Consider the following 12,250-nt stretch of genomic DNA (forward strand, 5'->3'; position numbering starts at 1 on the left):
ACGCGGGGCCAGGAGCAGACTGGTGCGGTGAGTGCGAAACCCAGGCGTGGTGAGCTGCGGATCTATCTCGGTGCAGCTCCTGGCGTCGGCAAGACGTTCGCGATGCTGGGCGAGGCGCACCGGCGGCGGGAACGCGGCACAGATGTGGTCATAGGATTCGTGGAGACCCACGGCCGTGCGAAGACCTCTGAACTGGTCGAAGGCCTGGAAATCGTGGTGCGCAGGCACTCCACGCACCGCGGTGTCGAACTCACCGAGATGGACGTCGACGCGGTGCTGGCTCGCGCGCCCGAGGTCGCCGTCGTCGACGAACTCGCACACACGAACGTGCCGGGGTCTCGTAATGCAAAAAGGTGGCAGGACGTTGAGGAACTCCTCGACGCCGGGATTGACGTCCTGTCGACGGTCAACGTGCAGCACCTCGAATCTCTCAACGACGTCGTTCATCGCATTACGGGCGTACCGCAGCAGGAAACCGTGCCGGACGAAGTCGTGCGCAAGGCGAACCAAATACAGCTCGTCGATCTCACGCCCGAAGCACTGCGCCGCCGGCTCGCCCATGGCGACGTCTACGCGGCGAACAAGATCGACGCAGCCCTCGGCAACTACTTCCGCGTCGGCAACCTGACCGCGCTGCGCGAGCTGGCGCTGTTGTGGGTCGCGGACCAGGTCGACGTCGCCTTGCTGCGCTACCGGACCGAACAGCAGATCACCGACACGTGGGAGACGCGCGAACGCGTTGTCGTCGCCATCACCGGTGGCAAAGAGAGCGAGACGCTCATCCGTCGTGCGCGGCGCATCGCCACGCGCGCGGGTGGCGACCTTCTCGTCGTGCACGTGCTGAGGGGTGACGGACTAGCGGGAGCCGACCCGCACTCGTTGACCAAGTACCGCAAGCTCGTGGAAGACGTCGGCGCCACGTTCCACACGGTCGTTGGTGATGACGTGCCAACGGCACTGCTTGAGTTCTCACGAGGCGTGAACGCCACTCAGCTCGTGGTCGGTACGTCACGCCGTTCACGGTTCGCGCGCGCGTTCTCGGCGGGTATCGGCTCCACGGTCGTGCAGGAGTCCGGCGCGATCGACGTCCACATGGTCACGCACCCGGCGACGACCAGCGGCTGGCGTGCGCGGTTCGCCGTCAGTCCGCTCAAGCCGAGCAGGCTCGCGTGGGGCTGGTTCCTCGCGGTCGCCGGGCCAGCGCTGGTGACGGCGGCCGGCACGTCGATGCGGGGCAGCCTGAACTTCTCCACCAACGTCATCGCGTACCTGCTGGTCACGCTGGTGGTCGCGATCGTAGGCGGACTGGGCCCGGCGATCGCCGCCGCGCTGGTCAACGCGTTGCTGCTGAACTTCTTCTTCACCGAGCCCTTCTACACGTTCACCATCGACGCACAGCAGAACGTGCTCACCTTCTTCGCGATGATCGTCGTGGGTGCCTCCACGGCCGTGGTGGTGGATCACGCCGCCCGCCGTGCCACGCAGGCAGCGCGCGCTCGCACCGAGGCCACACTTCTCGCGTCGTACGCGCGCACCGTGCTGACGAACCCGTATCCGCTTGCACGGCTGTTGGAGAAGGTGAAGGAGAACTTCGGTCTGACCTCCGTCGCGCTGCTGGAACGCGTAGACGGCGACTGGGAACGCGTGGCGTGCGTCGGCGCGAGCCCGTGCGACGAACCCGACGAGGCGGACGTCGACATCGCGGTCACCCCCGAGGTGCACCTGGCGTTGCGCGGACGCTCGCTGCCCGCGTCCGACCGCCGCGTGCTGGAGGCGGCAGCCGGCCAGGCACTGCTCGCGCTGAGGCAGCAACGCATGGCCGAGCAGGCCCTCGAAGTCCAGCGCCAGGCTTCGCGCTCCGAGCTGCGGACCGCGCTGTTGAGTGCCGTTGGTCACGACCTCCGCACGCCGCTGACCTCGATCAAGGCGTCGGTGGGCTCGTTGCGCGACCCGGAGCTGAAGCTCTCCGACGAGGACACCGCCGAGCTGCTGGAAGCCGTCGAGGAGTCCGCGGACCGGCTCACCGACCTGGTCAACAACCTGCTCGACTCGTCCCGCCTCGCCACCGGCGCCGTCGAACCGCAGTTCCGTGCGGTCGGTTACTACGAAGCCGTCGCACGGGCGTTGAGCGGCTTGAGCGGGGACATCGAGCTCGACGTCCCCGAGTCGCTCCCGCCCGTGCGTGCCGACGTCGGACTCCTCGAACGAGTGATCGCGAACGTCGTCGGCAACGCGCTGCGTTACGCGGGTGCGGTGGCGCTGCGGGCGTCGGCGCACGGCGACGAGGTGGAGCTGCGCGTGGTGGACCACGGCCGCGGGTTGCCGCGGGACACGGCGGACCAGGTGTTCGCCCCGTTCCAGCGGCTCGGCGACCGCACGCCGGGTGGCGTTGGTCTCGGTCTGAGCGTGGCGAAGGGCTTCACCGAGGCGATGGAGGGCACGATCAGCATGGAGGACACGCCCGGTGGCGGTCTCACCGTGGTGATCTCACTCCCGGTCGATGAGAGGGCTTCGTGACGAAAGTACTGGTGGTCGACGACGAGCCGCAGATCGTGCGTGCGTTGCGGATCAACCTCTCCGCGCGCGGCTACGAGGTGCTGACCGCCCACGACGGCGCCACCGCACTCCGCCTGGCCGCCGACGGCAAGCCGGACGTCGTGGTCCTCGACCTCGGGCTGCCGGACATGGACGGCACGGACGTCATCGCCGGCCTGCGCGGCTGGACGACCCTGCCGATCATCGTGCTGTCCGCCCGCACCGACTCGACCGACAAGGTCGACGCGCTCGACGCCGGCGCCGACGACTACGTGACGAAGCCGTTCGGCATGGACGAACTGCTGGCCAGGCTGCGTGCCGCGGTCCGCCGCTCGGCCGTCGCGGGCCCCGAGGACGAGCCGATCGTGCAGACCGCATCGTTCACCGTCGACCTCGCGGCCAAGCGCGTGCTCAAGGACGGGGCCGAGGTGCACCTCACGCCGACCGAGTGGGGTCTGCTGGAGGTGCTCGCGCGCAACGCCGGGAAGCTCGTCGCGCAGAAGCAGCTGCTGCGGGACGTGTGGGGACCTGCGTACGAGAAGGAAACGCACTACCTGCGGGTGTACCTCGCGCAGCTGCGGCGGAAGCTGGAGCCGGAGCCCGCGCGGCCGCGGCACCTGCTGACCGAACCCGGGATGGGGTACCGGTTCGAGCCCTGACTAGGGCTTCGGGTCCGGCGGCGGAGTGGTCGAGCTCGAAGACGACGACGGCGGCGCGGTGCTCGACGACGCCGATGACGAAGCGGACGACGGCGGTTCGGTGTCCGACGTCGGCGGGACGGTCGGCGTCTGGGTCGGCTGCGACGGCTGGGCCGGGTCCGTGGTCAGCTGAGGCTGGTCCGGCGTGCCGGGCTTCGGCTGCTCCTGCGGGCGTGCGGCCTGCTTGCGGTCCGGCTTGCCCGACGAGGGCGCACCGGAGGACACCGTCACGACGACGGTGCTGGTGCTGCCGTCCGGAGCGACGCTGGTGATGGTCTGGACGATGTCGGCCGACGTGCGCTCCGGCGCCGCCTCTTTGCCGGAGGCGGCGAGCATGGAGGCCACCGTGGCGAACAGCGTCGCGACGACCACGCCGCCCGCAGCCAGCATCACCGCCGTGCCCACGCGCTTCTTCTGGGCCGGCTCGGCCGGTGACTGCGGATGATCTTCCTCGAACACACCCATCTCCTCGTGGGAAACCCGGTCGGATGGACTTGCGTTCGAGTTATCGGCGGAAACGCACCAAAGCCTCAGTCACGCCACACCTTCGTGTAGCGCTGCGTCACTGGGCGGTGACGGGCGTAACCCTACGGCGTTGTCGTCGTTGTCGTCGGGTCCGTCGTGGTGGTGGTTGTGGTGGTGGTTGTCGTCGTGGTGGTGGTCGTAGTGGTCGTCGACGTGACCACCGGCGGCGGGTCGTCGGTCGTGACCGTGGTCGTCGTGCCGTCGGGGCGCGTGATGGTCGTGACGCGCGTCGGCTTCTTCGACGTCGTGGTCGTGGTCGACGTCGGGGTCTCGGAGGACGACGACGTCAGTTCGACGGACGAGCTCGGCGCGGACGTCGGCACGACGCTCAGAGCGTCGCGCACGGCCTCCTTGCGCGGCGGCTGCGTGGCCGGTGTCTCGCTGGCGCTGTTCGAGCCTGCGGCGAGCGAGGCGACGGCGGCGAAGACGGTCGCCAGCACGACGCCGGACGCTGCTAGGACGACCTGGGGCGCGCCGCGGAAAATGCGCGAGCGCGAGTCAGGTTCCGGGCTCTCGTACACGAAGTTTCCCCTGCTCAACCGTCAGAAACCGAAGTTCTGGGTCCAGTAGTTGCCGCGGGTGTCGAGACCCAGGCCCATGGTGGTGAAGCTGCAGTTAAGGATGTTCTCGCGGTGGCCTTGGGAGTTCATCCACCCGTCCATCACCGCGTTGGCGTTGGCGTAGCCCATCGCGATGTTCTCGCCGCCGGGCTTCGGGTAGCCCGCTTCCTTCATCCGCTTGTCGAACGTCCTGCCGTCCTTCGACGTGTGCGAGAAGTAGTTCTGGGTGGCCATGTCGGTGCTGTGGCCCTGCGCGGCGGTCGTGATGCGGTCGTCGATCACCAACGCCTTGCAGCCCTTCGCGGCGCGCTGGTCGTTCACGAGCGCGAGCACGGCCTGCTCCGGCGACTGGCCGGGCGGCGTCTGCGGAGGCTGGGCCGGCGGCTTCGGCGCTTCGGGAGGCGTCGTCGTGGTGGTGGGAGCGGCGGACGAAGAAGAGGAAGGAGGGGTGGTCGTCGTCGAGGACGTGGTGGGAGCGGAAGAAGACGACGATCCCGTGGGGGTGCCGACGCCCGTGTTGTCCGCGGGGGCCGGTCTGTTGTTGGGTGCGGCCGCGTTGCCTGTACCGAACTGGTTCGCTGCGTCGGTGGTCTCCTGCTGTGCGGCGTTGGTGAAGCTGATGCCGAGAGGAGAAGTCCCGGTGACGGCAAGACCGCCGATTCCGGTCGCACCGATCAGCAGGCCGAGTAAGAGGCTGCGGGCACTCACGGGTCGGCACCGTACCACTAATGGGTGACAACCCCAGAGTGCGTGTTCGGTCACCTCGCGTGACTACGCAACCATTCGGAGGTGGACGTGCGACTAAACGCGTGGGTGCGTGGACGGGTTCAGGGAGTCGGTTTTCGCTGGTGGACGCGAGCCAGGGCGCTAGAACTCGGCCTGGTGGGCAGCGCTTCGAACAGGCCGGACGGGCGGGTCGAGGTCGTGGCCGAGGGTTCGCGGGAGAACTGTGAACAACTGCTGAAGGCTCTCCGTTCGGGTGACACCCCCGGACACGTCGAATCTGTCGGTGAGCAGTGGTCGGAGGCCAGGGGTGATCTGACCGGGTTCGTGGAGCGCTGAACCTCCTGGCTGAACCTTTCCGAAAGGGGTGGCGTAGTAAGGGAGCGTGGACTCCGCCGAAGACGTCCTCATCCAGCTTTACGACCGCTGGAGAGGCCCGCTGCTGCACTACGTGCTGCGGCTGGTCGATGGCGACTATCAGCAGGCGGAGGACGTCGTGCAGGAGACATTGCTGCGCGCGTGGCGGCACTACGACGAGCTGAACCCGGACGACGCGGCACCGTGGCTCTACACGGTCGCCAAGAACCTGGTGATCTCCGGATACCGCCGCCGCAACGCACGCGCGACCGAGGTGCCGCTCGAACCGGTGGACCTGCCGCCGGTCAGCGACAAGGTCGAGCACGTGCTGCAGACGTGGCAGATCGCGTCGGCGCTGCGGGCGCTCACGCCTGAGCACCGGACGGTCGTCATCGAGCTGTACTACCGCCGCCGCACCGTCGCGGAGGCCGCCAAAACGCTCGGCATCCCGCCGGGCACGGTCAAGTCGCGCTGCTTCTACGCACTGCGGGCGCTGCGCGACGCGCTGGAGGAAAGAGGGGTGACCGAGGCGTGAGCTGCCAGCACACCGTCGACGTCGGCGCCTACCTCTTCGGGTCGCTCGACCTCAAGGAGCGGTCCGTCTTCGAAAAGCACCTCGGGACCTGCGACGCGTGCCAGGCCGAGATGCTGCGGCTGGCCCCGCTGCCGGGCCTGCTCGGCCGCCTGAGCCTGGAGGACGTCGAGAACCTCGACGAGATCCCCGAGTGCCCGCCCAAGCCGAACCACCACCGCCAACGCCGCGTGCTCATCGCGTGCGCGGCCGTCCTCACCCTGCTCGCGCTGGCCGGCGGCCTCTTCTTCCTGCGGCCGGCACCGAGCTCGTCCGCGCCGATCTGGGCGGCGAAGGACTCGGGCACCGGTGTGGACGGTGAGGTCTCGATGGTTGCGAAGTCCTGGGGCACGGAAATGTGGTTCAAGCTCGGTGACGTGAAACCGGGCGCGCGCTGCAAGGTCATCGTGTTCGACCGGCGGGGACAGCGGGAGATCGGTGGCTGGTGGGGGTCCGATCACGGCCCTGAAGAGCGGATTCCCGGCTCGACGTCGTTCCGGGTGGACCAGATCGATCGCCTGGAAGTGTCGGACGAATCAGGACTGCTGGTTACTCTCCGTCCATAATTGCGCAGGTCACGGCCCGCCTAACGCATCACTCGCAAGCGTTTGGGTACTCTGCCCGGCGTGCATCTCAAGAGCCTGACGCTGAAGGGCTTCAAGTCCTTCGCCTCGGCTACCACGCTGCGCTTCGAGCCCGGCATCACCTGTGTGGTCGGCCCCAACGGGTCCGGCAAGTCCAACGTGCTCGACGCGCTGCGCTGGGTGATGGGCACGCAGGGTGCCAAGGACCTGCGCGGCGGCAAGATGGAGGACGTCATCTTCGCCGGCACGTCCGGCCGCGCGCCGCTCGGTCGCGCCGAGGTGACGCTGACGATCGACAACTCCGACGGCGTGCTGCCGATCGAGTACACCGAGGTGTCGATCACCCGCCGGATGTTCCGCGAGGGCGCCACCGAGTACGAGATCAACGGCAGCTCGTGCCGCCTGATGGACATCCAGGAGCTGCTGTCGGACTCCGGCATCGGCCGCGAGATGCACGTGATCGTCGGTCAGGGCCAGCTCGCCGCGATCCTCGAGTCCAAACCGGAGGAACGGCGCGCGTTCGTCGAAGAGGCCGCCGGCGTCCTGAAGCACCGCAAGCGCAAGGAAAAGGCGCTGCGCAAGCTCGAGGCGATGCAGGCGAACCTGACCCGCCTCACCGACCTCACCGCCGAGCTGCGCCGCCAGTTGAAGCCGCTCGGCAAGCAGGCCGAGATCGCCCGCCGCGCGCAGGTCGTCCAGTCCGAGCTGCGAGACAGCAAACTCCGCCTGCTCGCCGACGACCTGGTGACGCAGCGGGAGAACATCGCGCAGGAAGAACACGACGAGGCGAAGGCCCGCGAGCGCCGCGCCGAGGTCGAGAAGTCGTTGCAGACCGCGCAGTACCAGCAGACCGAGCTGGAGGAGCGCGTCGCGGCCGACTCGCCGAAGCTGCAGGCCGCGCAGGACACCTGGTACCGGCTGTCCGCTTTGGAGGAACGCCTCCGCGGCACCGTTCGCCTCGCCGCCGAACGAGCACGCCACCTGTCCGCGGACGTGGACGCGCCCTCGCGCGGCCGTGACCCGGACGACCTCGACCGCGAGGCCGAGGAGACCGCCGAGATGGAGCTGGAGCTCCAGGAAGGCGTGACCGAGGCGCGCATCGCGCTGGCGGAGGCCGTGGAGACGCGGGCCGAGCTGGAGCGCATGGTGTCGCAGGCGGAGAAGGCGCACATCGCCGCCGTCCGCGCGATCGCCGACCGCCGGGAGGGCCTCGCCCGCCTGTCCGGTCAGGTGGAAGCGTTGCGCAGCAAGACGAACGCGACCGCCGAGGAGATCGAACGGCTCTCCGTCACGGTTACCGAGGCCTCCGAACGCGTCGAGTTCGCGTCGATCGAACTGGCCGAGGCGCAGGCGGTCACCGGCTATGAAGACGAGGGCGACAACGACCTCGACGAACGCCACCGTCACGCCGTGCAGGCCAACGACGCGGCGCGGCAGCGCGTCGACGAGCTCGTGAAGGCCGAACGCACCGCGGAACGCGACATCGCGTCGTGGCGTGCGCGCGTCGACGCACTGTCGTTGGGCTTGACCCGCAAGGACGGCGCGGGCGTGCTGCTCGCGTCCGACGTGCCCGGACTGCTGGGTTCCGTCGCCGCGCTGCTGACCGTCGAACCCGGTTTCGAGGTCGCGCTGGCCGCCGCGCTGGGCCCGATCGCCGACGCCGTCGCGGTGGCGTCCGGTGACGGCGCACTGCAGGCGCTGAAGCTGTTGAAGGAGAAGGACGCCGGACGCGCCGGCGTGCTGATCGGCTCCCACGGATCCACTGTGGACACCTCGCAGTGGGGCTACCTCCCGCACGGCGCGCGGTGGGCCATCGACGTCGTGCACGCCCCCGAGGCATTGCGTCCCGCACTGGCTCGTGCGCTCGATCGCCTTGCGGTGGTGGACGATCTCGACACCGCGGCCCGGCTCAACACCCGCTCGGTGACCAGGGACGGCGACGTCTTCGGCGCGGACTGGGCGGTCGGTGGCTCCGGCGGTCAGGGCCAGAGTGTGATCGAGGTCCAGGCGGCCGTCGACGAGGCCCAGGAGGCTCTGGGCACGGCGGAACGCGCGCTGGAACACGCTTCGGCGGCGTTGGAAGGCGCCCGAGCCGAGCAGCAGGCCCGGCGCAAGGTGCTCGACGCGGTCAAGGAAGCCGTGCAGGAGGCCAAGGTCCGCCAGGCCCGCTCCGGCGAGCGGCTGAACCGGATGGCGTCCGCGGTGCGTTCTGCGGAGGCCGAGGTCAGCCGCATCACCGAGCAGCGCGCCAAGGTCGAGCGGTCGCGCGAGGAAGCCCTGCTGAAGCTGGCCGAGCTCGAAGAGCGGCTGCTGATGGCCGAGGAGGAGCAGACCCTCGACGACGAGCCGGACACCGAGCAGCGCGACCAGCTGGCCGCTGAGCTCGCCCAGGCCCGTCAGGCTGAGATGGACGCACGCCTTGTGCAGCGCACCGCTGAGGAGCGCGCACGGGCGTTGCAAGGCAAAGCGGACGGACTGCGTCGTGCCGCGCGCGCCGAGCGTGAGGCCCGTGAACGCCACGCCCGTGCGACCCAGCACCGCGCGCGTGGCGCCGTGGTCGCGAAGGCCGTGGTCAGCGGTGGCGAACAGGCGTTGGAACGCATCGAGATCTCGCTGGCCCGCGCCGCCCGTGAACGCGACCAGGCCCAGGAACGCCGTCAGCAGCACGAACTGTTGCTGACCCAGGTGCGCAACGTGGTGCGTGAGATGTCCGGCGAGCTGGAGAAGCTCGTCGACGCCGTGCACCGCGACGAGGTCCTGCGCGCCGAGCAGCGCCTGCGCATCGAACAGCTGGAAACCAAGATCTCCGAGGACTTCGGCATCGGGCTCGAGGACCTCGTCAACGAGTACGGCCCCGACGTCATGGTGCCCGCCTCGGCCGCCGAGATGTACGAGTACGAGGCCGCCAAGGAACGCGGCGAGCAGGTCACCGAGCCGCAGCCGATGCCCTACGACCGCGACACGCAGGCACGCCGCGCCAAGCGGGCCGAGCGCGACCTTTCTTTGCTGGGCAAGGTGAATCCGCTCGCGCTGGAGGAGTTCGCCGCGCTGGAGGAGCGCTACAAGTTCCTCTCGACCCAGCTCGAGGACATCAAGGACACCCGCCGCGACCTGCTCACCGTCGTGAAGGAGGTCGACGAGAAGATCCTGGAGGTCTTCACGCTGGCCTACGAGGACGTGGCGCGCGAGTTCGAGATCGTCTTCAAGGTCCTGTTCCCCGGCGGCGAGGGCCGGCTGGTGCTGACCGAGCCGGACGACATGCTGACCACCGGCATCGAGCTGGAGGCCCGCCCGCCCGGCAAGAAGGTCAAGCGCCTGTCGCTGCTCTCCGGCGGCGAGAAGTCGCTGGCCGCCGTGGCCATGCTGGTCGCGATCTTCCGCGCCCGCCCCTCACCGTTCTACGTGATGGACGAGGTCGAGGCGGCGCTGGACGACACGAACCTGCACCGGCTGATCAGCCTGTTCGAGCAGCTGCGGGAACGGTCGCAGCTGCTGATCATCACGCACCAGAAGCCGACCATGGAGATCGCGGACGCGCTGTACGGCGTCTCGATGCGCGGTGACGGCATCTCGCAGGTGATCTCGCAGCGGTTGCGCACGACGGCGGACGAGCCCGTCAAGCCCGCGAAGGCCGTTGAGCAGGTTGCGGCTGAGCCGGCCGAGTCCGAGCCGGTCGAGTCTGCACCGGTTGACTCTGCGGAGTCCGCGCAGGAACCGGCGGACGTCGAGGCCTGAGAGGGCGGTCGGAGCGGTGCCTGGGGGGCTAAGACCAACCCCGACCGCGGCCTCTTACCACTGGCCGCGCCTGACGCGGTGACCTTCCTCTTAGGGGAGGGAGGTCCCCCGTATCACCGTGCAGACGCGACCTCGGCGCCAGAAGGGGTGAGGTCCCCCAGTTTCAACCTCACCACTTCAGGTGCGCACGGATCACCTTGCCGGACGGGTCTTGTGAAAACCTTGTATCGGCCGTGGGCTCAGTCCCGGCGCGCGTCCAGTGCCGCTGCCTCTTCCGGCGTGGGCGCGGTGCCGCCGAGGTGCACGGGTGCCCACCAGGCGCCGGGCTCGGTCGGGTAGTTCGCCTGGGCGGTGTCCAGCAGGTCCTGCATCCGCTTGCGCAGGAGGCCGTCGCCGGAGTCGTCGGGGGAGGCCTCGAACGGCTCGCCGATGAGGATGGTGATCGGCACGTGGCGCTGGGTGAGGTTCTTGGGACGGCCCTTGGTCCACAGGCGCTGGGTGCCCCACAGCGCCATGGGGATGAGCGGCACGCCAGCCTCGTGCGCCAGGCGGTTCGCGCCGGACTTGATGTCCTTGACCGTGAACGAACGGCTGATGGTGGCCTCGGGGAAGATCCCGACCACCTCGCCGGTGCGGAGCGCGGACAGGGCCTGCTGGTAGGAGGCCTGGCCCGCGCCCCGGTCGACGGGGATGTGGTGCATGCCGCGCATCAGCGGGCCTGCGATCTTGTTGGCGAAGATCTCGTGCTTCGCCATGAACCGCGTGAGGCGCCCCGATGGGCGCGCCCCGAAGCCCGCGAAGATGAAGTCGAGGTAGCTGACGTGGTTCGACGCCAGCACCGCTCCACCCGTGCGCGGGACGTGGTGCGCCCCTTCGACGGTGATCCGCAGGTCCAGCACCCTGAACATGAGCTTCGCTGCGGCGATCACCGGGGGATATACGCGATCCGACATGCTTCCGAACGGTAGCCGTAAACGCTACTGACCGGTAGCGGCCCTTTCGTTGTCTCGGATGACCCTTGGCACACCCGCGAGGTCCTCGTCGTTGCACAGCAACTTGAGGTCGTAGTACGGGTTGCCCTTGGTGTCGTCGTAGTCGAGATGAACTGCGATGACGTCCACGGGCTCGCCCAGCCAGTCCTGCGTCTGCCGCAGCCAGGCGGCGGCACGTTCTAGGGCAGTGGGCAGATCATCGTCTCGGAATTCGACCGGCCGGTAGGGAACACCCTGGACACCGTCCCGGTTGTTCGTCGGCAAGGGCAGGTCGACGGCCACCCCGGATTCGCTGAGATCGAGTTGGATCGTTTCCTCACTCACTGTAGAAGAGTCCCCCACCCTCACCTGCCCTGCAAGCCCGAATCTGGGTAGGGGTGTGAGTGTTGTCTCCCACGTCACGTGGGGCGCTTCAAGAACGCGATGTCGCGCTTCACCTTGGTGATCCGGTCGTGGGTGGGCATGAGCACGTGCGACAGAGCCGTCAGCAGCTGCTCCAGATCCCCGATCGCCCCCTCGGTGTCACCTGCCTTGTAGCGCAGGTTGGCGAGCAGCTGCCTGGTCTCCAGGACGTCGGCGTGCTCGGGACCGAGGACGCGGATCTGGTCGCGCAGCAGGGGCTCGCAAACGCCGATGGCCTTGGTCACCTGTCCGGCCGTGCCGAGCACCCTCGCCAGGTTCAGCCGGACGTCGAGCGTCTGGGGATGGTCCGCGCCCGCGGCGGCCGTGCGGTCCTTGACGAGCGCCCTGAACTCGGTCGCCGCGCGCCGGAAATCACCCGCGTGCGCCCTGGCCTCTGCCAGGTCGTTCCTGCTGGTCAGGGCGTCAGGATGATCGTCGCCGAGTGCGGCTACGAGCTCTTCCAGTTCTCGGACGGAGGGCACTGCTCGATCCTATCGAGCAGCGCGTCTCCCACCCGTTGAGCCTTCCGGGAAAACTCCCTCGCTTCGAACGGCCGTGCGAGCAACCA

At 68.8% G+C, this 12,250-nt stretch carries 12 protein-coding genes; 7 read left to right on the top strand and 5 right to left on the bottom strand.

What is annotated here, in order from left to right; all coding sequences use genetic code 11:
* Positions 1 to 27 precede the first annotated feature (27 nt).
* Together ACWGE0_RS17575 and ACWGE0_RS17580 are read left to right on the top strand one after the other, a co-directional pair.
* Positions 28 to 2,517 carry a DUF4118 domain-containing protein gene (locus tag ACWGE0_RS17575; protein ID WP_452261925.1) on the top strand — a complete coding sequence of 830 codons (2,490 nt, stop codon included), beginning with the start codon at positions 28 to 30 and terminating at the stop codon, positions 2,515 to 2,517.
* On the top strand, positions 2,514 to 3,194 hold the full coding sequence (locus tag ACWGE0_RS17580; protein WP_452261926.1) for a response regulator: 681 nt from the start codon (positions 2,514 to 2,516) through the stop codon (positions 3,192 to 3,194). Before ACWGE0_RS17575 ends, ACWGE0_RS17580 begins: the two co-directional genes overlap by 4 nt.
* On the opposite strand, the gene ACWGE0_RS17585 is transcribed toward ACWGE0_RS17580, so the two are convergent.
* Positions 3,195 to 3,692, bottom strand: coding sequence for a hypothetical protein (locus ACWGE0_RS17585; protein ID WP_452261927.1), 498 nt, complete (start codon positions 3,690 to 3,692; stop codon positions 3,195 to 3,197). It abuts the gene before it with no gap.
* A gap of 174 nt (positions 3,693 to 3,866) precedes the next feature.
* On the opposite strand from ACWGE0_RS17585, the gene ACWGE0_RS17590 reads away from it, so the two are divergent.
* Positions 3,867 to 4,328: a hypothetical protein gene (locus ACWGE0_RS17590; protein WP_452261928.1), complete on the top strand. Its 462-nt coding sequence runs from the start codon at positions 3,867 to 3,869 to the stop codon at positions 4,326 to 4,328.
* Here ACWGE0_RS17590 and ACWGE0_RS17595 read toward each other — a convergent pair.
* A complete protein-coding gene (locus ACWGE0_RS17595; RefSeq protein ID WP_452261929.1) occupies positions 4,301 to 5,026 on the bottom strand; it encodes a CAP domain-containing protein in 726 nt (241 codons plus the stop codon). The genes ACWGE0_RS17590 and ACWGE0_RS17595 overlap by 28 nt on opposite strands.
* Positions 5,027 to 5,107: 81 nt before the next feature.
* Between ACWGE0_RS17595 and ACWGE0_RS17600 the strand changes: the two genes are divergently transcribed.
* From ACWGE0_RS17600 to smc, 4 genes are read left to right on the top strand one after another with little or no spacing between them, the layout of a single operon-like run.
* On the top strand, positions 5,108 to 5,380 hold the full coding sequence (locus ACWGE0_RS17600; protein WP_452261930.1) for an acylphosphatase: 273 nt from the start codon (positions 5,108 to 5,110) through the stop codon (positions 5,378 to 5,380).
* Between the two features lie 46 nt (positions 5,381 to 5,426).
* Positions 5,427 to 5,933: a sigma-70 family RNA polymerase sigma factor gene (locus ACWGE0_RS17605; protein WP_452261931.1), complete on the top strand. Its 507-nt coding sequence runs from the start codon at positions 5,427 to 5,429 to the stop codon at positions 5,931 to 5,933.
* On the top strand, positions 5,930 to 6,535 hold the full coding sequence (locus ACWGE0_RS17610) for an anti-sigma factor family protein (protein ID WP_452261932.1): 606 nt from the start codon (positions 5,930 to 5,932) through the stop codon (positions 6,533 to 6,535). The genes ACWGE0_RS17605 and ACWGE0_RS17610 overlap by 4 nt, the downstream gene beginning before the upstream one ends.
* Positions 6,536 to 6,595: 60 nt before the next feature.
* The gene (smc, locus tag ACWGE0_RS17615) at positions 6,596 to 10,288 is read left to right on the top strand and encodes a chromosome segregation protein SMC (RefSeq protein WP_452261933.1); all 3,693 of its coding nucleotides are present in this window, start codon (positions 6,596 to 6,598) and stop codon (positions 10,286 to 10,288) included.
* A gap of 239 nt (positions 10,289 to 10,527) precedes the next feature.
* On the opposite strand, the gene ACWGE0_RS17620 is transcribed toward smc, so the two are convergent.
* The 3 genes from ACWGE0_RS17620 to ACWGE0_RS17630 form a co-directional block, all read right to left on the bottom strand.
* On the bottom strand, positions 10,528 to 11,241 hold the full coding sequence (locus tag ACWGE0_RS17620) for a lysophospholipid acyltransferase family protein (protein ID WP_452261934.1): 714 nt from the start codon (positions 11,239 to 11,241) through the stop codon (positions 10,528 to 10,530).
* Between the two features lie 24 nt (positions 11,242 to 11,265).
* Positions 11,266 to 11,604 carry a hypothetical protein gene (locus tag ACWGE0_RS17625; RefSeq protein WP_319970212.1) on the bottom strand — a complete coding sequence of 113 codons (339 nt, stop codon included), beginning with the start codon at positions 11,602 to 11,604 and terminating at the stop codon, positions 11,266 to 11,268.
* Positions 11,605 to 11,678: 74 nt separating this feature from the next.
* Positions 11,679 to 12,164: a tetratricopeptide repeat protein gene (locus ACWGE0_RS17630; protein ID WP_452261935.1), complete on the bottom strand. Its 486-nt coding sequence runs from the start codon at positions 12,162 to 12,164 to the stop codon at positions 11,679 to 11,681.
* Between the last annotated feature and the right edge of the window lie 86 nt (positions 12,165 to 12,250).

It is taken from the genome of Lentzea sp. NPDC054927, assembly GCF_053610285.1.